Annotated in this window: 21 protein-coding genes; 12 read left to right on the top strand and 9 right to left on the bottom strand. The window is 29.0% G+C overall.

The window, feature by feature from the left end; genetic code table 11:
- Positions 1-411: 411 nt before the first annotated feature.
- From gyrA to dnaA, 7 genes are all read right to left on the bottom strand, one after another.
- Complete coding sequence (gene gyrA, locus HUJ77_RS05615; RefSeq protein WP_291707594.1) at positions 412-2,955, bottom strand: DNA gyrase subunit A; 2,544 nt, start codon at positions 2,953-2,955, stop codon at positions 412-414.
- A gap of 21 nt (positions 2,956-2,976) precedes the next feature.
- Positions 2,977-4,890 (bottom strand): DNA topoisomerase (ATP-hydrolyzing) subunit B, encoded by a 1,914-nt coding sequence (gene gyrB, locus HUJ77_RS05610; RefSeq protein WP_291707593.1) that lies wholly within the window; start codon positions 4,888-4,890, stop codon positions 2,977-2,979.
- Between the two features lie 56 nt (positions 4,891-4,946).
- Positions 4,947-5,207 (bottom strand): extracellular matrix regulator RemB, encoded by a 261-nt coding sequence (remB, locus tag HUJ77_RS05605; RefSeq protein ID WP_291707592.1) that lies wholly within the window; start codon positions 5,205-5,207, stop codon positions 4,947-4,949.
- A 13-nt stretch (positions 5,208-5,220) separates the two neighbouring features.
- Positions 5,221-6,306: a DNA replication/repair protein RecF gene (gene recF, locus HUJ77_RS05600; RefSeq protein WP_291707591.1), complete on the bottom strand. Its 1,086-nt coding sequence runs from the start codon at positions 6,304-6,306 to the stop codon at positions 5,221-5,223.
- Positions 6,307-6,371: 65 nt separating this feature from the next.
- Positions 6,372-6,578: a S4 domain-containing protein YaaA gene (gene yaaA / locus HUJ77_RS05595; RefSeq protein WP_291707590.1), complete on the bottom strand. Its 207-nt coding sequence runs from the start codon at positions 6,576-6,578 to the stop codon at positions 6,372-6,374.
- A gap of 48 nt (positions 6,579-6,626) precedes the next feature.
- Entirely contained in the window at positions 6,627-7,727 is a 1,101-nt protein-coding gene (gene dnaN, locus HUJ77_RS05590; protein WP_291707589.1) for a DNA polymerase III subunit beta, read from the bottom strand.
- Between the two features lie 272 nt (positions 7,728-7,999).
- On the bottom strand, positions 8,000-9,355 hold the full coding sequence (gene dnaA / locus HUJ77_RS05585; protein ID WP_291707588.1) for a chromosomal replication initiator protein DnaA: 1,356 nt from the start codon (positions 9,353-9,355) through the stop codon (positions 8,000-8,002).
- A gap of 532 nt (positions 9,356-9,887) precedes the next feature.
- Here dnaA and rpmH point away from each other — a divergent pair.
- The 12 genes from rpmH to HUJ77_RS05525 all read left to right on the top strand — a co-directional run bounded on the left by rpmH (position 9,888) and on the right by HUJ77_RS05525 (position 19,771).
- Positions 9,888-10,022: a 50S ribosomal protein L34 gene (gene rpmH, locus HUJ77_RS05580; RefSeq protein ID WP_136008220.1), complete on the top strand. Its 135-nt coding sequence runs from the start codon at positions 9,888-9,890 to the stop codon at positions 10,020-10,022.
- 61 nt (positions 10,023-10,083) lie between these two features.
- Positions 10,084-10,434 carry a ribonuclease P protein component gene (gene rnpA / locus HUJ77_RS05575; protein ID WP_291707587.1) on the top strand — a complete coding sequence of 117 codons (351 nt, stop codon included), beginning with the start codon at positions 10,084-10,086 and terminating at the stop codon, positions 10,432-10,434.
- Positions 10,434-10,643 (top strand): membrane protein insertion efficiency factor YidD, encoded by a 210-nt coding sequence (gene yidD / locus HUJ77_RS05570; protein WP_291707586.1) that lies wholly within the window; start codon positions 10,434-10,436, stop codon positions 10,641-10,643. The genes rnpA and yidD overlap by 1 nt, the downstream gene beginning before the upstream one ends.
- A gap of 18 nt (positions 10,644-10,661) precedes the next feature.
- Entirely contained in the window at positions 10,662-11,432 is a 771-nt protein-coding gene (gene yidC, locus HUJ77_RS05565; RefSeq protein WP_291707585.1) for a membrane protein insertase YidC, read from the top strand.
- Between the two features lie 32 nt (positions 11,433-11,464).
- Positions 11,465-12,088: an RNA-binding cell elongation regulator Jag/EloR gene (gene jag, locus HUJ77_RS05560; protein WP_291707584.1), complete on the top strand. Its 624-nt coding sequence runs from the start codon at positions 11,465-11,467 to the stop codon at positions 12,086-12,088.
- 287 nt (positions 12,089-12,375) lie between these two features.
- Positions 12,376-13,755: a tRNA uridine-5-carboxymethylaminomethyl(34) synthesis GTPase MnmE gene (mnmE, locus tag HUJ77_RS05555; protein ID WP_291707583.1), complete on the top strand. Its 1,380-nt coding sequence runs from the start codon at positions 12,376-12,378 to the stop codon at positions 13,753-13,755.
- A 13-nt stretch (positions 13,756-13,768) separates the two neighbouring features.
- Positions 13,769-15,643, top strand: a complete 1,875-nt coding sequence (gene mnmG / locus HUJ77_RS05550; protein WP_291707582.1) for a tRNA uridine-5-carboxymethylaminomethyl(34) synthesis enzyme MnmG — start codon at positions 13,769-13,771, stop codon at positions 15,641-15,643.
- 17 nt (positions 15,644-15,660) lie between these two features.
- A complete protein-coding gene (gene rsmG / locus HUJ77_RS05545) occupies positions 15,661-16,380 on the top strand; it encodes a 16S rRNA (guanine(527)-N(7))-methyltransferase RsmG (protein WP_291707581.1) in 720 nt (239 codons plus the stop codon).
- 206 nt (positions 16,381-16,586) lie between these two features.
- Complete coding sequence (noc, locus tag HUJ77_RS05540) at positions 16,587-17,363, top strand: nucleoid occlusion protein (protein WP_291707580.1); 777 nt, start codon at positions 16,587-16,589, stop codon at positions 17,361-17,363.
- A gap of 194 nt (positions 17,364-17,557) precedes the next feature.
- Entirely contained in the window at positions 17,558-18,319 is a 762-nt protein-coding gene (locus tag HUJ77_RS05535; RefSeq protein ID WP_291707579.1) for an AAA family ATPase, read from the top strand.
- A 12-nt stretch (positions 18,320-18,331) separates the two neighbouring features.
- Entirely contained in the window at positions 18,332-19,177 is an 846-nt protein-coding gene (locus tag HUJ77_RS05530) for a ParB/RepB/Spo0J family partition protein (protein WP_291707578.1), read from the top strand.
- 93 nt (positions 19,178-19,270) lie between these two features.
- Positions 19,271-19,771 carry a DUF4446 family protein gene (locus HUJ77_RS05525; RefSeq protein WP_291707577.1) on the top strand — a complete coding sequence of 167 codons (501 nt, stop codon included), beginning with the start codon at positions 19,271-19,273 and terminating at the stop codon, positions 19,769-19,771.
- A 180-nt stretch (positions 19,772-19,951) separates the two neighbouring features.
- Here the strand turns inward: HUJ77_RS05525 and yyaC are convergent, their stop codons facing one another.
- A complete protein-coding gene (gene yyaC, locus HUJ77_RS05520; protein ID WP_291707576.1) occupies positions 19,952-20,539 on the bottom strand; it encodes a spore protease YyaC in 588 nt (195 codons plus the stop codon).
- Between the two features lie 48 nt (positions 20,540-20,587).
- On the bottom strand, positions 20,588-21,703 hold a 1,116-nt coding region (locus HUJ77_RS05515), incomplete at its 5' end, for an aminotransferase class V-fold PLP-dependent enzyme (protein ID WP_291707575.1).

The following is a 21,703-nucleotide window of genomic DNA, read 5'->3' as shown; positions in this document are numbered from 1 at the left end:
TGGTTTATTTTACTTAACTTATTTTCTGTTCAATTTTCAAAGACCATTTTCTTCGCCGCTCTCAAGCGACTTCATTATATTATCATTTGTCTTACTGTTTGTCAACAACTTTTTCACAAGTTTTTTTAACTTGTTTGTTGCTATCTCTCAGCGACGAGATTTATCTTATCATGTTATATAATTTATTTTATATACATTTCTTATTATTTAAATAAATTATTATAAAAAATCTCTAATTTTCTATTTTTATCTCTATTATTCTAATATTGACACGCTAGGATAAGATTACGTTGTAAATCTCCTTATATATATTATCTAACTCATTATTAGGCCTTAAATAACAAAAACTGAAGTTAACTTTATAGTATAAATATAAAGTTACTTCAGTTTTTTAGATGATATTTAATCTACTTATTCTTCAATATCATTTAACTCTTCTTTAATTTCTATATCCTCTTCGATATTATTAATCACAGGTTCTATTTCATTAAAGTTAATATCTTCTTCTAATTTTAATTGTTCTTCCTTATCTTCATTAGCTCCAGATATCTTTGCAATTGCAACTATTTTTTCTTCATCAGATGTTTTCATTAAAGTTACACCCATTGCTGATCTACTAGTAACTGAAATATCAGAAACATTAATTCTTATTGCGACTCCACTTGTATTTATCAACATAAGTTCATCTTCTAACTTACATACAGTTGCACCAACTACTTTTCCTGTCTTTTCAGATAGTTTATATGTTATTAGACCTGTTCCACCTCTTCTTTGTACTTTGTACTGAGTAATAGGTGTTCTCTTTCCAAATCCATTTTCACTTATAACTAATAAATCTTCTCCCTGAACTGCTATATCCATACAAACAGCAACATCATTTTCTTTTAAGTGTATAGATCTAACTCCTGCAGCTGTTCTTCCCATAGGTCTTACATCTTTCTCATTAAATCTAATAGCATTGCCTTCTCTTGTTGCTATTATTATATCTGCATCTCCACGTGTTACTTTAACCTTAAGAAGTTCATCTCCATCTCTTAAATTAATTGCTATTAATCCATTTTTTCTAAGGTTCTTGAATTCACATAGAGGTGTTTTCTTAACTAAGCCCTGCTTAGTTGCCATAAATAAGAAGCCTTCACTTATATCATCTCTTATAGTAAGTACAGTTTCTATTCTTTCATCTGCCTCTATTGCAATTAAATTAATTATATTAGTTCCCTTAGCTGTTCTTCCTGCATCAGGTATTTCATAAGCCCTTAACTTATAAACTCTTCCTCTATTCGTAAAGAATAATACATCTGAGTGAGTAGATGTTATACTAACATGTTCTACAAAGTCATCTTCCTTGGTAGACATTGCTTGTATTCCTCTTCCCCCTCTTCTTTGTGATGAATAAGTATCAGCAGATATTCTCTTTATATATCCTGAATGAGTTAATGTAACTACTACCTCTTCTTCTTGAATAAGATCTTCTATATCTATTTCATTCATTACTTTTTCTATAGAAGTTCTTCTATCATCACTATATCTTCTTTTTATTTCACTAAGCTCATCTTTAATTACTGATAATAATTTTTCTTCACTTGCTAAAATTGAATTTAGGTATTCTATTTGTTTCATAAGTTCAGCATACTCTTCCTCAATTTTATCTCTTTCAAGTCCTGTTAATCTTCTAAGTCTCATTTCTAATATTGCTTGAGCTTGCTTGTCACTTAAATTAAATCTTTCGATTAAGGTGTTTCTTGCTATTTCTGATGTTTTAGAAGATCTAATAATACTTATAACTTCATCTATGTTATCAAGAGCAATTATTAATCCTTCTAAAATGTGTGCTCTAGCTTCAGCCTTATTAAGTTCAAATACAGTTCTTCTAGTTACTACTTCCTTTTGGAAGTTTATATAATTAACTAAAACTTCTTTTAAATTTAAAACATGTGGCTCATTGTTTACAAGAGCTAACATAATAACACCAAAAGTATCTTGCATTTTTGTATGCTTATACAATAGATTCAAAATTACATTTGGATTAGCATCTTTCTTTAATTCTATAACAATTCTCATACCTTCTCTATCAGATTCATCTCTTAAATCTGATATTCCGACTATTTTTTTATCCTTAACTAAATCAGCTATATTTTCAATAAGTTTAGCCTTATTTACTTGGTATGGAAGTTCTGTAACTATAATTTTATGTCTATTATTCTCTTCTTCTATTTCTGCTTTAGCTCTAACTATTACTCTACCCTTTCCTGTTTCATAAGCAGCTCTTATTCCTGCCTTACCCATTATGGTAGCTCCAGTTGGAAAATCTGGTCCTTTTATTAAAGTCATTAAGTCTAAAACAGTAGCTTCTGGGTTATCAATAAGCATAATAGTTCCATCTATAACTTCTCCTAAATTATGAGGAGGAATATTAGTAGCCATACCAACTGCTATTCCTGATGATCCATTAACTAAAAGATTTGGATATCTTGAAGGTAATACTACCGGTTCCTTTTCTTCGCCATCAAAATTTGGAATAAAATCTACAGTATCTTTATTTATGTCTCTTAACATTTCTGCTGCTATCTTATTCATCTTTGCTTCTGTATATCTCATAGCAGCTGCACTATCACCATCTACAGATCCAAAGTTACCATGACCATCTACAAGCATATATCTCATAGAGAAATCTTGGGCCATTCTTACAAGGGCATCATATACTGAAGTATCACCATGTGGATGATACTTACCTAAAACTTCCCCTACTATTCTTGCACACTTTCTATAACCTTTTTCTGGAGCTAATCCAAGATCATTCATAGAGTGTAGTATTCTTCTATGAACTGGCTTTAATCCATCTCTAACATCTGGAAGTGCACGCCCAACTATAACACTCATGGCATAGTCAATGTAGCATCTTTTCATCTCTTTATTAATGTCTATATCTATAACTTTTCCTTCATTTAAGCTCATGTACCTCACCTCGCTTTAGCACTAAACGTCTAAGTTACTTACCTTCTTAGCATTTTTTTGTATAAATTCTCTTCTAGGTTCAACCTTATCCCCCATTAATATAGTGAATATTTCATCTGCTGCTATAGCATCCTCAATAGTAGCTTTTAATAATATTCTCTTTTCTGGATCCATGGTTGTATCCCATAATTGAGTTGCATTCATTTCTCCTAATCCTTTATATCTTTGAATATTAGTAGTATTATCTTTACCGCCAATTTCTCCAAGTATTGATTCAAGCTCTTGATCTGAATATGCATAATATTCTTTTTTATTTTTCTTAATTTGATATAGAGGTGGTTGAGCTATGTAAACATGCCCTCCATCTATTAATCCTCTCATGTATCTAAAGAAGAATGTTAATAATAATGTTCTAATATGAGCACCATCAACGTCAGCATCTGTCATTATTATTATTCTGTTATATCTTAATTTACTTTCATCAAAATCATCACCAATTCCAGCTCCAAATGCTGTTATCATAGATTTTATAGTATCTGCTGTTAATATTCTGTCTAATCTTTGCTTTTCAACATTCAGTATTTTACCTCTTAAAGGTAATATTGCTTGGAATCTTCTATTTCTTCCTTGCTTAGCTGATCCACCCGCTGAGTCTCCCTCAACTATATAAATTTCACATTCTAATGGATCTTTAGATGAACAATCTGCTAATTTACCAGGAAGCGTTGATCTTTCTAGAACTGATTTTCTTGTTAATTCTCTAGCCTTTCTTGCAGCATCTCTTGCTCTTGATGCCATTAAAGCTTTTTCTATAATTATCTTACCTACATTAGGATTTTCTTCAAGGAATATAGAAACACCCTCTCCAACTATTGAATCAACAACACTTCTTACCTCAGAATTTCCAAGTTTAGTTTTTGTTTGCCCTTCAAATTGTGGTTCAGATATTTTAACAGATACTACAGCTGTTAATCCTTCTCTTATATCATCTCCAGATAGATTTTTATCATTTTCTTTTAAGTGATTAAATCTCTTTCCATAATCATTTATAACTCTTGTTAATGCAGTTTTAAATCCTGATAAGTGAGTTCCACCTTCGATCGTATCTATATTATTAGCAAATGAATATAGATTTTCATTATATCCATCGTTGTATTGAAGTGATATTTCTGCGATTATTCCATCCTTTTCCCCTTCTACGTATATAGGATCTTGATGTAAAACTTCTTTATTTCTATTCAAATACGCAACAAATTCCTTTATACCACCTTCATAATGATATATTTCTTGCTTATCATCTTCTCTTTTATCAGTTAAAACTATTCTTATTCCTTTATTTAAAAATGCTAATTCTCTTAATCTATTTGCTAATATTTCAAAATCATATTCAGTCTCTTCAAATATTTCAGTATCTGGCTTAAATGAAACTTTAGTTCCATGATCTTCTGTAGAACCTATTACAGCTAAATCAGATATAGCATTTCCTCTAGAATATCTTTGTTGCCAAACTTCTCCTTCTCTTGATACAGTAACTTCGCACCATTCAGATAATGCATTAACAACTGACGCACCAACTCCATGTAATCCTCCAGATACTTTATATCCGCCACCGCCGAATTTACCTCCAGCATGTAGAACTGTCATAATTACCTCTACAGCAGATTTCCCCATCTTAGGGTGTATACCAGTAGGCATACCTCTACCATTATCTATTACAGTTATAGAATTATCTTCATTGATTGCCACTGATATTTCATCACAAAAGCCTGCTAAGGCTTCATCAATACTGTTATCAACTATTTCATAAACAAGGTGATGCAATCCCCTTGAACTAGTACTCCCTATATACATTCCTGGTCTTTTTCTAACGGCCTCTAAGCCTTCAAGAACCTGAATCTGACTTTCATCATAACTTTGTTTGTTATTTTCCAACATAATCTCCTCCTTTTACTGAACTTTTATTTTAACCCTATGAAGATTAAAAATTGGAATTATGGATTATAATCTGTATTTGTTCTTTTTGTTAAAGTTGAAGATGATATTGGTGATAAATATATTTTACTCATCTTATTAACTTCAGCTATAACAAAAGATTTAGGCTTTTCTTTTGAAATTCTTTCTACAAACCCATCTTCCTCTGCCATTCTTAAAAATGCACTTGTATCTGAGCTATACATAGTTGTTTGCAAATCAAAAATTCCAATTATGTCCTTAATCGGAACAACAACATTTTCTCCTAAATGTAAAAACATAAGAATTCCTCCCTTAATTTAGGATTTCACCATCCTTAACCTTAAAGACCCTAGAACTACTATCTAAATAATTTGTAAGATCCTCTATTCCTGTACATGTTATTATTGTTTGAATTTCACCTATGGTACTTAAAATATATCTCTTTCTATTGAAATCCAATTCCGATAAAACATCATCTAGCAATAATACTGGATATTCTGATGTTAATTCCTTTATTATCTTCAAAGAAGAGAACTTCATAGTAAGAACAGCACTTCTTTGCTGTCCTTGTGATCCAAAACTTTTAGTATCTATACCATTAATAAGCACAATAAAATCATCCCTATGTGGGCCAACGCTAGTTAATCCTTTTTCCATATCTTTATTTCTATTTCTTTTCAATTGCTCATAAAAACAATTCTCTATATCTTCTAGATTTTTTACTGTACTTATATATTTAAATTCTACATCTTCTTTTCCTGAAGATATATCCTTATGTATATTCTTTCCATAAAAATTTAACTTATTAATATAATTTAGTCTTTCTTTAATTATATTACAGCCAAAATTGGCTAGCTGAATATCATATATATCCAAAACATCTTTATCAACTTTTCTACTCTTTAAAAGTATGTTCCGTTCATTTAAGACCTTATTGTACTGAACTAGATTATAATAATACTTAGAACCTAATTGACATAATTCCATATCTATGAATTTTCTTCTTACACCTGGAGAATCTTTAATTATCCTTAAATCTTCAGGTGAAAACATAACAACATTAAAGTTTCCAAATAATTCTCCAATCTTTGAAGCTTTGATCTTGTTTATTCTTATTGCCTTTTTGCCATCTTTAAGTATATTTATATCAATAGTTTTATCCAATCTATCTCTACCAACTAAAACACTTACAAAGGCACTTTCCGCATTCCAATTAATTAATTCTCTATCTTTTGAAGTTCTATGGGATCTCGCAAATGCACAATAATAAATCGCTTCAAGAATATTAGTTTTTCCCTGAGCATTATCCCCCATAAATACATTTACATTTTTCCCCAGTGTTATATTTAAGGATTTATAATTTCTATAATTTAATATTTGTATTTTCTTAATATACATTACTTACACCTATATTTGATTATAACATATTAGAGGAATAAAAGTAATTATTCGGTTAAGAGTAATTAGATTACTCTATATTTCTCTCCATTAAACTCTACTAAGTCTCCTGGTCTAATCTTTTTTCCTCTTTGAGTACATACTTCCCCATTAACCTTAACCAATTCATCTAAGATATACATCTTAGCCTCTGATCCTAATGATGCAGCTCCACACCATTTTAAAAAAGAATCTAGTTTTATAAATTCGGTATTTATTTTAACTTCATTCATTTTCCAATTCTATGCATATAAATACAAACTTTATGCATATACTCCCTTCTATCTTAATAGTCTAACTGGTAATACTAAGTACTTAGAATTATCAGTGTTTTTGCATTTAATTACACAAGGACTTACACTTGAAGTCATTTCTAAAATAACTTCATCCCCATCTATATTTTTTAGAACATCAATTAAGTATCTTGAGTTAAATGCAATTTGAATTGACTCACCTTGCAGATTTATACTCACTTCTTCCCTAACCTTTCCCAATTGAGAATTGGATGTTATTATTACAGTCTCATCTTGAACATCTAATTTAATTAAATTACTATTACCATCCTTCGCCATAAGGGATGCTCTTTCAATACAATTTTGTAATTCTTGTTTTTTTACATCAATAGTAATCTTATGTTCTTGTGGTAATAAAGATATATAATTAACAAACTTTCCATCTAATAATCTAGAAATTATTTTAGTATCACTTAAATTAAATAAAATATGATTATTAGTAAAAGTAATTTTTACTATTTCATTTGTATCTTCTATTATTCTTGAAACTTCGTTTAATGTTTTTCCTGGAATAACCACTTCTATCTCATTATCATTATCTAAAAACTCTGATCTAATAGCTAATCTATATCCATCTAAAGCAACAAGATTTAAATTTCTATTTTTAACCTCAAATAATATACCCTGTAATATTGGTCTTGTTTCATCTTGAGCAATAGCAAAAGACGTACCCCTTATCATGCTCTTTAATATATTTTGAGGAACTTCTACTGATAAGTTTTCATTTATTTTAGGTAATTCTGGGTAATCTTCTCCATTCATATAAACTAAGTTGAAAACTGACTTTTCACAAGTTATTTGAATAATTTCATTTTCCAAAGTTTCTATAACAACATCTGAATTTGGAAGTTTTCTTATTATTTCTCCAAATATTTTAGAATCTATAACTAACATACCTTCTTCTACAATGTTAGCTTGAACCTTTGTTTCAATGGATACATCCATATCGGATCCTATTAATGTTAATTCATTATTTTTAGCTGTTATATATATTCCTTCTAGTATGGGCATTGTAGTTTTTCCTGTTATAGCCTTACTAGCAATAGATATACCTTCTTGTAGTTTTTGTTTTTCACATATGAATTTCATATAAAAACCTCCTTAATTTATGAACATAAAATATTAACAGAAATAATATAAATATATAGATAAATATATAGATAAATTATAATAATAGTAGTAGTAGGGGCTGTTGATATGTTGATAAGTACTATTAGCCCTTGAAAACACTAAAAAGTTAGTAAAAAAATAGTGTGGATAAGTGAAGCAAAAAATACATATCTTATCCACAGTATTAACAAGCAATATCGTTTTTAATAGTTATCCACAAACAATTCAATATATTTATGTACAGCTGTTAGTTAATTTTGAGTTAGTTTCTTTGTTATATCATTTACTGTATGTTGTAGGCTCTCATCAGTCTTTAAGTTATCAGATATTTTCTCATACGCGTGTATAACAGTTGTATGATCTCTTCCTCCAAACTCTTCACCTATTTTAGGTAAGGACATATCTGTGAGTTTCCTACTTAAGTACATTGCGATTTGTCTAGGATATGCTACATTTCTTGTTCTTCTTTGAGATTTTAAATCTTCTATTCTAAGATTAAAATAACCAGCTACAACGTCCTGTATAACATCGATAGTTATATTTTTATTTTGTTTATTTGAAATTATATCCTTTAATGCTTCACTTGCTAACTCAACAGTAATTGGTCTATTAGTAAGAGAAGAATAAGCTACTATTCTAATAAGTGCACCTTCTAATTCTCTAATATTAGACTTAATTTTAGTTGCAATATACACCATTACTTCATTAGCAACATTTAATTTCTCTACATCAGCCTTCTTTTTTAAAATAGCCATTCTAGTTTCAAAGTCTGGCGCTTGGATATCAGCTATTAATCCCCATTCGAATCTTGAACGAAGCCTATCTTCTAAAGTAGGGATCTCCTTTGGCGGTCTATCAGATGATAGAATAATTTGCTTATTAGCATCATGTAATTCATTAAATGTATGGAAAAATTCTTCCTGAGTTCTTTCCTTTCCAGCAATAAATTGAACATCGTCTATTAATAGTATATCTACATTTCTATATTTATTTCTAAATTCTTCATTTCTATCATCTCTAATAGCATTAATAAGCTCATTAGTAAATTTTTCAGAAGATACATAAACTACTTTTGCATTAGAGTTATTTTGAAGAACATAGTGTCCTATAGCATGCATTAAGTGAGTCTTTCCAAGACCAACACCTCCATAAATAAATAGAGGATTATAGGCTTTAGCTGGAGCCTCAGCAACTGCTAAAGAGGCAGCATGAGCGAATCTATTACTATTACCTATGACAAATGAATCAAAAGTATATTTAGGATTTAATGTACTAGACATTTCATCATTTACATTAACTGATGACTTATCATCATTTTGTGTATTCTTTTCTTCCTTTTCGTCAGCTTCTTGAATATCAGATGCTACTATAAAATCTACATTATAAACTTTAGAACAAGCAGCTTCTATAGAGTTTACAACTAAGTCCTTATATCTCTTTTCTAATATGTCTTGAGTAAAGGAGTTCGGGACACTGATTTTTATAGTATTGGAAGATATAGAAATAGGTTCGCAGCTTTTAATCCAGGTATTAAAGCTTACTTCACTCATTTCACCCTTGATAATATTTAATGTTTTTTCCCATAATGATTTAAGATCATTATTCATTTTATATCCTCCATAAATAAATTTTTTTATAAAAATAACTTAGTTAATAACATAATATCAACACAATTATTAACATACGTTTTTATATGTTAATAAACTTAATATAAATATCCACATGTTAATAATTATGTTGAAAAAATAATTTGATTAAATTTATCCACAATAGAATTATGTACAGTTTTTCACATTATTAACATAGTGTAAAAGCATAAATTTAGCTAAAAATATATTATAATAGTTTAAAAATAAATAAAAAGCGAACAAGTTATTCACAATTTAATCCACAGGTGTGGATAAGTTCACTTGGAAATAAAATTATTCACAGTCATAACTTATAATAACACAAGTTAAATAGAGTATTCAATAAGTTATCCACAATTTGTGTGAGAATATTTATTATATTTATCAACAGAACTTGAAAATTATAGTGTATTGACATAAAAACCTGATATATATATAATGATAAGGTAAATCTAAAAATAGAATTATAGTGTTAACTATAGAAATTACAATTTAAAGGGGGTGTAGTGAAATGTTCATGACATACCAACCAAAAAAGAGACAAAGAAAAAAGGAACATGGCTTCAGAAAGAGAATGAAAACTTCAGCAGGCAGAAATGTTCTTAAGAGAAGAAGACAAAAAGGTAGAAAAAGATTAACAGCATAAGGGCCGCAAATAGTGGCCTTTTTTCTGCAATAGCAGGAAAAAAAGGAGTTTAAAATTTCTAATGATATACAGGTTAAGAAAAAACAATGAATTTAAATTAGTTTATAGAAGAGGAAAGTCTTTAGCTAATAATCTTTTAGTTATTTATATATATAATAATAGAAGAAATAAAACAAAAGATGGAGTTACTTATAATAAGGTAGGAATATCTGTAAGTAAAAAAGTTGGAAATAGTGTTGTCAGGAGTAGAAGTAAACGATTGATAACAGAAAGCTATAGACTAAATGAAAAAGATCTTAAAACTGGTTACGATTTTGTTTTTATAGCTAGAAATTCTATAGAGGGAAAAAGTTTCTTTGAAGTTGAGGAAGCAATGAAAAAACTCTTTTCAAAGGCAGGCTTATATAAATAATGAAAAAAGTAATGTTAAAGTTTATACATTTATATAGAAAATATATTTCGCCAATGAGACCACCCACATGCATTTATGTTCCCACATGTTCAGAATATGCAATTGAAGCAATAAATAAATATGGAGCTTTAAAAGGTGGTTTTTTAGCTATAAAGAGAATTTTAAAATGTCATCCCTTAGCTAAGGGTGGATATGATCCGTTAAAATAAGGAGGCCGTGTTCAAAATATGATGAAGTTCTTACAACCTATTACAAATTTTCTAACTATTATATTTGAAGGAATGCATGATGTAATATTAAGCTTATTTAATTTAGAACCTAGTGGGGTATCTTATATATTAACTATCGCTTTATTTACATTAATAATAAGATTATTAATTCTTCCTTTAAATATAAAAGCAAACAGATCAAATGCAAGAATGCAAGAAATTCAACCTGAATTAACTGCTATTCAAAAAAAATATGCTAATGATCCTCAAAAGATGCAAGCTGAGTATTCAAAATGTATGAAGGACAATAATGTTAGTATGTTTGGAGGATGTCTTCCAACATTATTACCATTACCAATACTTTTTGCGCTTTACTATGTATTTATGAATATAGATAAGTCATCAGTAGTGCATCCATCATTCTTATGGATACCAGATGTATTTGTAAAGGATCCTTATTTTATATTACCAGTATTAGCATTCTTAAGCACATATATACCAAGCTTATTATTAACTAAGTCTATGCCTAAGAATGAAAATGGTGGTTCACAAATGAATATGGGATCAATGAACTTAATGATGGCAGGTATGATGGGGGTAATGGCTATTAACTTTAGTTCAATACTTGTAATTTACTGGATAATAGGTGGAATTATTCAATTAATTCAAACTTATTTCTTAAATTACTTACCAGCCATGAAGAAAAAAGCTGCAAAAGAAGAAGAAGCACAATATAAAGTTATAGAAAATGCCAAAAAAGCAACACCAAAGACTAAGAAAAAGAATTAAATAATTTAGTATTACTAGGTGGTGATTAGGGTATGAAAACACTAGAAATGACAGGGAAAACTGTTAATGAAGCGTTAGAAAATGCTTTAAAAAGCCTGAATCTTACAGAAGATAGGGTTGAATATGAAGTTTTAGACGAAGGTTCTAAAGGATTTTTAAATTTTATAGGTACAAAACCTGCAAAGATATTAGTTAAAGTTAAGAGAGATTACAAGGACGAAGTAAAATTATTCTTAAGAAACATACTTAATAGTATGAAGGTACAAGCGGAAATAAGAATTAGAGAAGAAAATGATATAATTCATATTGATCTTACAGGACCTAAAATGGGAATAATTATTGGATATAGGGGAGAGACATTAGATGCTCTGCAATACTTAACTTCATTAGTCGTAAATAAAGATCATAACCTTCCTTATAAGAAAGTAGTATTAGATACTGAAAATTATAGGAAAAAAAGAGAAGAGACTTTAATTAGAGTTGCTGAAAAAACTGCATATAAAGTTAAAAAAATAAGAAGACCTTATAAACTAGAACCTATGAATCCTTATGAAAGAAGGATAATACATTCAGCTTTACAAGATAATGAATATGTCTATACTTTTAGTGAGGGGGAAGAACCTCATAGAAGAGTAGTAGTAGACATTAAGAAATAGAGGTGGGGGGGCCATTTGGCTTTCTTACCTTTTCTTTTTTATGTCTTAGAAATTAATAAAAATATTGCCTGGAGAATAATTTTTTATTAATTGATTTCATTAAGTGTTCAAGGAGGTAGATATTATATTCTGGCGACTTGGATATTACGAGGTCATAAAGAATATAATATCTATCTCCTTTTTTATTTATTTTGACTTACTATTAATTGTTTTGTAAAATGAATATTAGTTAAAAAGGATATACTATAAATATAGACTTAATTAAGTCAAGATAAGGAGGATAGAAGTTGAAAGAATTTGATACAATTTGTGCTATATCTACTGCTATAGGAGAAGGTGGAATTGCTATTATTAGAGTATCTGGTGATAATGCTTTAAATATTGTATCTAAGATATTCAAGCCAAAGAATGGCAAAGATATTAAAGATATGAAGACTTATACCATGAGATATGGACATATAATCGATTTAAATAATGAAGAATTAATAGATGAAGTAATTATAAGTTATATGAAGGGACCAAGAAGCTTTACAGCTGAGGATACCGTTGAAATAAATTGTCACGGAGGAGTAACATCCACAAATAAGGTGTTAGAAACTGTTATAAAAGCAGGTGCAAGACTTGCAGAACCTGGTGAGTTTACTAAGAGAGCATTTTTGAACGGAAGAATAGATTTATCTCAAGCAGAAGCTGTTATGGATTTAATAACGGCTAAGACTGAACTTGCCATGAAATCTGCATTGATGCAAAGCAATGGATCTTTATCACAAAGAATTAATAAGTTAAATGAATATCTATTAAATGTTTTGGCATTAATAGAATATGCAGTTGATTTTACTGAAGATGATGAAGAAATAGATCCAACTATACCTATTAGAGTAAAAGAAAGCTTAGAAAATGCTCACGAAGATATATATAAATTACTTAAGAGTGCGGATGAAGGAAAAATAATAAGAGATGGACTTAGTTTAGCTATAGTTGGTAAACCGAATGTTGGGAAGTCATCTCTATTAAATGTGCTATTAAAAGAAAAAAGAGCTATAGTAACAGATATAGCAGGTACTACTAGAGATGTAATTGAAGAATATATTAATTTAGATGGAATACCTGTAAAAATTATAGATACTGCTGGTATCAGAGAAACAGAAGATATAGTTGAAAAGATAGGTGTAGAGAAGTCTAGAGAAAAAATAGATGAAGCTGATTTAGTATTATTAGTTTTAGATTCTTCAAGAGAACTAGATAAAGAAGATAAAGAAATAATTGATGCAATTAAAAATAAAAAATCCATAGTATTACTTAATAAAATAGACTTACATAGTAAAATAGATGATTCAATATTAAATAATTTTGAAAATATAATAAAAATTTCAGCTAAAGAAGATATTGGTATAGATGGTTTGAAAAATGAGATTAAGAATATGTTCTTTAGTGGTAAAATAGATAGCGAGAGCTTAATAATATCAAATTCAAGACATAAGCAAGCTTTAATTAGAGCAGGTGAAAACTGCAATGAAGCTCTTATAAGATTAAATAATAATGAATACTTAGATTTAATTTCAATATTCGTTACAGCAGCATTAAAGGCTTTAGGTGAAATAACAGGATCAGAATTAGAAGAAGATTTAGTTAATAAGATATTTAGAGAATTTTGTTGTGGAAAGTAGGAGATAGATAAATATGAAATATAAAGCAGGAGAATATGATGTAGTAGTTGTTGGTGCTGGTCATGCAGGTTGTGAAGCAGCACTAGCAACAGCAAGAATGGGATTAAAGACATTAATTTGCACTACAAATCTTGATTCTGTAGCTATGATGCCATGTAACCCTAATATAGGAGGAACTGCAAAGGGCCATTTAGTAAGAGAAATTGATGCATTAGGTGGTGAAATGGGAGTTAATATAGATAATACTTTCATTCAATCAAGAATGCTTAATACATCAAAGGGGCCAGCGGTTCACTCATTAAGGGCTCAAGCTGATAAGAAAAAATATCAATACAGAATGAAGAGCGTCTTAGAAGAACAAGAAAACTTATCTTTGAGACAATTAGAAGTAGTAGAATTAGATGTAAAAGATGGCAAAATACAAGGTGTTCTTACTAAAAATGGTGGATACTTTGAATGTAAGGCTGTTATTTTAACTACAGGAACTTACTTAAGAGCTAGAATTATTATTGGAGATGTAACGTATAACAGTGGACCTAACGGTTTATCAGCTGCTAACGAATTATCACAATCATTAATAGATTTAGGAATAAGATTAAGAAGATTTAAGACTGGTACTCCAGCAAGAATTAATAAGAGAAGTGTAGATTTCTCTAAAATGATTGAACAACCTGGAGATGAAAAAATAGTACCTTTCTCATTTATGAGCGAAGATATAGATAGAGAACAAGTTTCTTGTTGGTTAACTTATACTAGTGAAGAAACTCATAAGGTAATCAAGGATAATATAGATAGATCACCTATGTATAATGGATTAATTGAGGGGGTAGGTCCAAGATACTGCCCATCAATTGAAGATAAGGTTATGAGGTTCCCAGATAGGGAAAGACATCAATTATTTATAGAACCAGAAGGTGAGGATACTCAAGAAATGTATGTTGGTGGAATGTCATCATCATTACCAGAAGAGGTTCAATTACAAATGTTAAGAACAGTTCCAGGCCTTGAAAATGCTGAAATTATGAGAACTGCTTATGCAATAGAATATGATTCAATTGATCCAACACAATTAAAACCTACTTTAGAATTTAAGGAATTTGATGGTTTATATGGTGCTGGCCAATTAAATGGTAGCTCAGGCTATGAAGAAGCTGGGGGACAAGGTATTGTTGCTGGTATAAATGCTGCATTAAAAATTAAGGGATTAGATCCTATGGTACTAACTAGATCAGATGGATATATTGGTGTTTTAATCGATGATTTAGTTACAAAGGGAACAAATGAACCTTATAGAATGATGACAGCAAGAGCTGAGTATAGATTATTATTAAGACAAGACAATGCAGATTTTAGACTAACTGAAATAGGATATAAGGTAGGTCTTGTAACAGAAGAAAGATATCAAAAGTTTATTACTAGAAAAAATAATGTAGAGAATGAAGTTAATAGATTAAAGGAACTACAAATTACAAATAAAAAAGAAGTGAATGAGTTCTTAATAGCTAAGGGGTCTACTGAATTAAAAAAACCAATTAGTTTCTATGAGCTTATTAAGAGACCAGAGCTTGATTATTTTAGCTTATCAGAATTAGATCCAGAAAGACCAGATTATGATGAAGATATTGGAGAGCAAATAAATATAATAACTAAGTATGAAGGATATATAAGTAGCCAACTTGACCAAGTTAAGCAATTTAGAAAATTTGAGAAGAAATTAATTCCAGAAAATCTAGATTACACAGATGTTAAGGGATTAAGAACAGAAGCAATACAAAAGTTATCAAATATTAAGCCTATAAGTATAGGGCAAGCATCTAGAATATCAGGAGTTTCTCCAGCAGATATATCTGTACTATTAATTTATCTAGAACATCAATACAAGAAATAAGCTTTTACGGAGGAAATATGGAATATTTTCAATTAATGAAAGAAGCTTCATTAGAAGTTGGATTAGATTTAACTGAGAAACAGTATAATCAATTTATAGATTATATGAAGCTTTTACAGGAATGGAACGAAAAAATAAATTTAACAGCAATAACAGAAGATGAAGAAGTAATAAAAAAGCATTTTATAGATTGTATAAAGGCTTTTAAGTCTAATGCTGTAAAAAATGCAAAGACTATTATAGATGTAGGGACTGGGGCTGGATTTCCAGGCCTACCAATAGCTATAATGAATCCTGATGTTAAGGTAACATTATTAGATTCATTAAACAAAAGAATAAATTTTTTAAATGCGGTTATAGCAAAATTAGATTTAAAAAATGTTATTACAATTCATTCAAGAGCAGAAGATGGAGCAAGAAAACCAGAATTAAGAGAGAATTTTGATGTTGCTACTTCTAGAGCTGTTGCAAATATGGCTGTTTTATCAGAGTTTTGTTTACCTTATGTAAAGTTAAATGGGTACTTTGTTGCACTTAAAGGACCAGCCATTGAAGATGAAATTAAAGATGGAAAAAAAGCTATTAGTACTTTAGGCGGCGAATTAGAGAATATAATAGAAGTAAATATTGAAGAATCTGATTTAAAACATAATATTGTTGAAATAAAGAAAATAGGTAAGTGTCCAAAAGCTTATCCTAGAAAGGCTGGAACAATTAATAAGAAGCCTATAAAATAAAAAATTTACAAATTATATTAATATAATTAGTCGATAAAATATATAATAAATAGATATATAAATTGATTTGTATTTTTATAAGGTATATTTAGCGAATTTGTCTTACAAAATTAGGAAATAAAAAAAGGAAATATACAATAAAAATAGAATTTTTAATTTATTGAGTTTAATGGAGATTTATTTTAATAAGGGATGGTTGGGTGCATATGAATAGAGAAATTAGTAATATAAGTGTAGATAAAATATTTCCAAATACTTATCAGCCGAGAAGGTTTTTTAATGAAGAGGCGTTAGAAGAATTATCTCAATCTATAAAAGAGCATGGAATAATTCAGCCTATTACTGTTAGAAAAAGAGGAGAGAACTTTGAATTAGTAGCTGGAGAAAGACGTTGGAGAGCTGCAAGAATGGCAGATTTTGATGTTGTTCCTTGTAACATAATAGAAATAACTGATACTGAATCTGCTGAAATTGCTTTACTTGAAAATCTGCAAAGAGAAGATTTAAATTTCATAGAAGAGGCTGAAGCTTATTTTAATTTAATTAATGATCATAAATTCACTCAAGATGAATTAGCAAAAAGAATGGGAAAGAAGCAATCAACAATTGCTAATAAGTTAAGAATATTAAAGCTTAGTGAAAAAGTAAGAGAGACTTGTTTAGAAAACAAATTAACAGAAAGACATGCAAGAGCTCTTTTATCATTACCTAATGAAGAGCTACAACTTAAAGTTGTAGATAAAATTGTTAAGGACTCTTTAAATGTTAAAGCAACAGAAGAATTAATAAATAAAGAGTTATTAAAAATAGCTGGAGAAGAGCTTAATAATAAAGATAAAAAGAGAGTAAAAAGTGTTTTCCCTGCAAAGCTATATGTTAATACTATTAGACAAGTTTTTGATAAGTTTAATATACCTGCTGAATATAAATTCAAGGATGATGAGGAATTTATTCAGATAACAGTTAGTATTCCTAAAAAGTAAAAAGTATTGCTTTTGAATATAAATATAATGTGAAATGAAGAAAATCTATATTATTTAGTCTAAATTATTCTAATTTAGTAAACAATATAATGATTTCTTCATTTTTTTATGAGGTTAATCTTTTAATATTATGTAAAACTATATATAATATTAATATGGGAAGGGGGGTGAAGCTCTAAATAGAGCTTTTTTATATGAAGAAAGTTTGTATATTCAATCAAAAAGGTGGAGTTGGCAAAACTACAACTAATATAAATTTATGCGCGTATTTAGCAATGGAGGGATACAGGGTATTAACTATAGACATAGATCCTCAGGGGAATACCACTAGTGGATTAGGATTAGACAAGAGTAATTTAGAAATGTCTATGTATGATGTAATCACTTCTGATGCATCCTTAAAGGATGTAATATTAAAAAGCGAATTGGTGAAAAATTTATATATTGCTCCATCTACTATGGAATTAGCAGGTGCAGAAGTTGAAGTAATTGGAAAAGAAAACAGAGAAGTTATTTTAGCAAATAAAATAAAGGAAATAGAAAATGAATATGATTTTATATTTATAGATTGTCCGCCTTCTTTAGGAGTATTAACCATTAATGCTCTTACATCAGTAGAATCTGTTTTAATCCCTATACAATGTGAGTTTTATGCATTAGAGGGAGTTGGACAACTTATTAATACAATTAAGTTAGTTAAAAAGTCATTAAATGAGGATTTAGAAATAGAAGGTGTAGTAATGACTATGTATGATTACAGAACTAATTTAAGTAATGAAGTTTTTGAAGAAGTTAAGAACTTTTTTAATGACAAGGTTTATGACACAACTATTTCTAGAAATATAAGATTAGCTGAGGCACCTAGCTTTGGGTTGCCAATTATGTTATATGATGAAAAATGTAAGGGAGCAGAATCCTATAAATCATTAACTAAAGAATTTTTAAGTAGACAATAGGTAGGTGATAAAATGAATAAAAAATCAGCATTAGGAAAGGGTTTAGGTGCATTAATACCAAATGAAGCTCCGGCTAAGGATAAAAACAAACCTTCTCTTATAGAAATTAACTTAATTAAAAGCAATGAAGAACAACCTAGAAAATCTTTTGATGATGTAAAAATAGCTGAATTAGCACAATCCATAAAAGAGCATGGAATTATCCAACCTATTATACTTAATAAGAAGGATGAATATTATACTATAGTTGCAGGGGAAAGAAGATGGAGAGCTTCTAAACTATTAGGACTAAAGGAAGTTCCTGCAATAGTAATGGATTTAAGCGATAAGGATATTTTAGAAATTTCGCTAATAGAAAATATCCAAAGACAGGATTTAAATCCTATTGAAGAAGCATTAGCATATCAAAAGCTTCTATCTGATTTTAACCTAACTCAAGAGGAATTAAGCAAGAGAGTTGGAAAATCAAGAGTAGCAATTAGTAATACAATAAGACTTACAGCTCTTTGTGATACTGTAAAACAATATTTAATAGATGAAGTTATTACAGAAGGGCATGGAAGAGCATTATTAGCAATAGAAGATCCTAAACTTCAATGCGAAATAGCACAAAAAGTAATAGATGAAAAATTATCAGTTAGAGAAGTAGAAAAACTAATAAAATCAATGAAATCTGATAAGAAAACAAGGGAAAAAACAAGAGAAATCAGTCCATATTACAAAGATGTTACCGAAAGACTTCAAAATTATTTCGGAACTAAGGTAAATATAAGTAATAAGAATAATAAAGGAAAAATAGAAATAGAATATTATTCTGATGAGGATTTACAAAGAATATTGGAAATAATTGATTTATAAATGTTTCACATGAAACATTTATAAAAGTTTCATCTAATGTTTCACGTGAAACATTAGATATTTTTTGACATAAGTTTAGGAAGGAGCAGAAAAGTGGAAGTTTTAATTAATTTAATAAATGATAATATGCATTTTATCGTAATAGCATTATTAGTAATAATATTATTACTGTTTATTATAGTAATCTCGTTAATGAGATCAACTAGTAAGCTTGAGAAAAAGTTTAGAAGACTTACTAGAGGTGTTAATAATAAAAATTTAGAAGAACTTATTGTTTCAAAATTTGATGAAGTGGAAAGAGCAGCAGCTAAGGCTGATGAAGCTATTAATCAATGTAAGGTTATCCAAGAAGAGATAAAGGGTTGTGTAAACAAAGTTGCTATTATGAGATATAAAGCATTTTCAGATGTAGGAAGTGATTTAAGCTTTTCAATAGCAATTTTAGATTCTTATAATGATGGAGTTATAATCACTGGAATATATTCTAGACAAGATAGTATTACATATGCTAAACCTGTAGATAAGGGAATATCTAGATATGAATTATCAGAAGAAGAAACATATGTATTAAATGAAGCAATAAATAAAAAGTAATAATAAAGGAGCTATTCTTATAATAAGAGTAGCTCCTTTTATATTTATGGAATTACATGAGAAAACAATACATAAGTACTGAATAAGCATATAGAGTATTAAATTATTGCATATAAATTTGTTTTAAATAAATGGACTAATAATTAAATGTGAGGATAACTATATATATTTTTATCTTAGTTAGTTCATCAACATAGTATTTGTATTATCTACAATTTTATTAACACAATATAAGATACCCTTGGATATACAATCAGCTAATGCCATAACTGTAAAAAGCCTTGTGTTTTGAAGTATAAGAAATTCATAATTTCCAGCTATATTAACGATACCAGTAATACTTAAATCTCCTATAGGGGGTAGCTCTTTGTTAACTGCAATGCCAGGGCTAAGAGGTTTCCTATCAATAAAAACCTTGCCGATATTATTAATACCACCTAAACAGGAATCAATAGCAATAATATAGGGATCCTTAAAGGCAGATTTAATTTTAGAAATTATATCAACTAAGTTTTTAGAATGTATTGGGGTTTCTAGAGTGCCATAAATAAAAATGTTATTTTTAGATAAGCTTCTAAAAGATTTTTTTGACTTATACCCAATTAAAGGCCCTAAAGAGTCACCAGTGCATCTATCGGTACCAATACAAAGGAATATAATTACTCTATTAGATTTATATACATTAATTAATTCTTTATATAGAAAATTTCCTATTTTAATATATGAATTGGGAAATAGTGAATCCACATTAAATTTATCTACTGTCATTTAAAAGCCTCCTTTATTGAAATTATTGACAATAAAGGAGGCTAGTATTCATTTTAGAATCTTGTTTATAGAATCAACTGCATATTTTATATCTTCTTCAGAATTAAAGTAGCTTAAACTTAATCTAACTGTACCAGTTGGAAAGCTACCAATTGTTTTATGAGCAAGGGGTGCACAATGAAGACCTGAACGATTCTTTATACCAAAGTCTGAATCAAGTATAAAAGATAATTCAGCAGTATCAATATTTTTTGCGTTAAAGGATACACAAGAGGTATAGTTTTCATTAGCTAAGTCTTCATATAAAATCACGGTATTAATATTTTGCAATTCTGAAACTAGCAGTTTTCTTAAGGATTTATTTTTTTCATAAATAGAATTTAAACCTTCAGATTTTATAAATTTAATTCCTTCCATCAATCCAACAATACCTGGCATATTAAGTGTTCCTGATTCGAATTTATCAGGAAGAAAGTCAGGTTGAATAAGGGAATGAGATAAACTACCTGTGCCTCCTAATATGTAGGGATTACATATTTCATTTAACTCATCAGTTAAGATGAAACCACCTATCCCCTGGGGACCAAAAAGGCTTTTGTGCCCTGTAAATGCTAAAGCACTTAAATTAAGTTCTTTAAAATCAATATTTAAAACTCCTGCTCCTTGGGCTGAATCTAAGATAAAATGTATATTATTATCCTTACACAACCTACCTATTTCTTTTATAGGCTGAATACTTCCTATTACATTAGATGCTTGAGTCAATATTATAAATTTCGTGGTTGGTTTAATTGCTTTCTTAAAATCTTCTATATCTATAAAACCAAAAAAATTTGCACTTACTATATCTAAATCAATAATACCAGCCTCTTTTAAGTTTACTAAGGGCCTTAGAACGGAGTTATGTTCCATAGAAGAAGTTATTACATGATCCCCTTCATTTAGAATACCATTTAATAAAATATTTAAAGATTCAGTTATATTTTTAGTGAATATAACATTCTCTATAGAGTTATAGTTGAAAAATGAAGCAATTTTTTCACGAGTGGAATAAAGAATTCTATTAGAGTTCATTGAATAAATATGATTGGAACGACCAGGATTTCCTCCTATGTTTGTTAAATAGTCATATATTGCATCAGTTACTTCTTTAGGTTTTGGAAA

The sequence above is a fragment of the Clostridium sp. genome (assembly GCF_021443865.1).
Classification (GTDB): domain Bacteria; phylum Bacillota; class Clostridia; order Clostridiales; family Clostridiaceae; genus Clostridium.
Note: the sequence above shows the minus strand (reverse complement) of the source record. Positions and strands in the feature narration are given on the sequence as shown.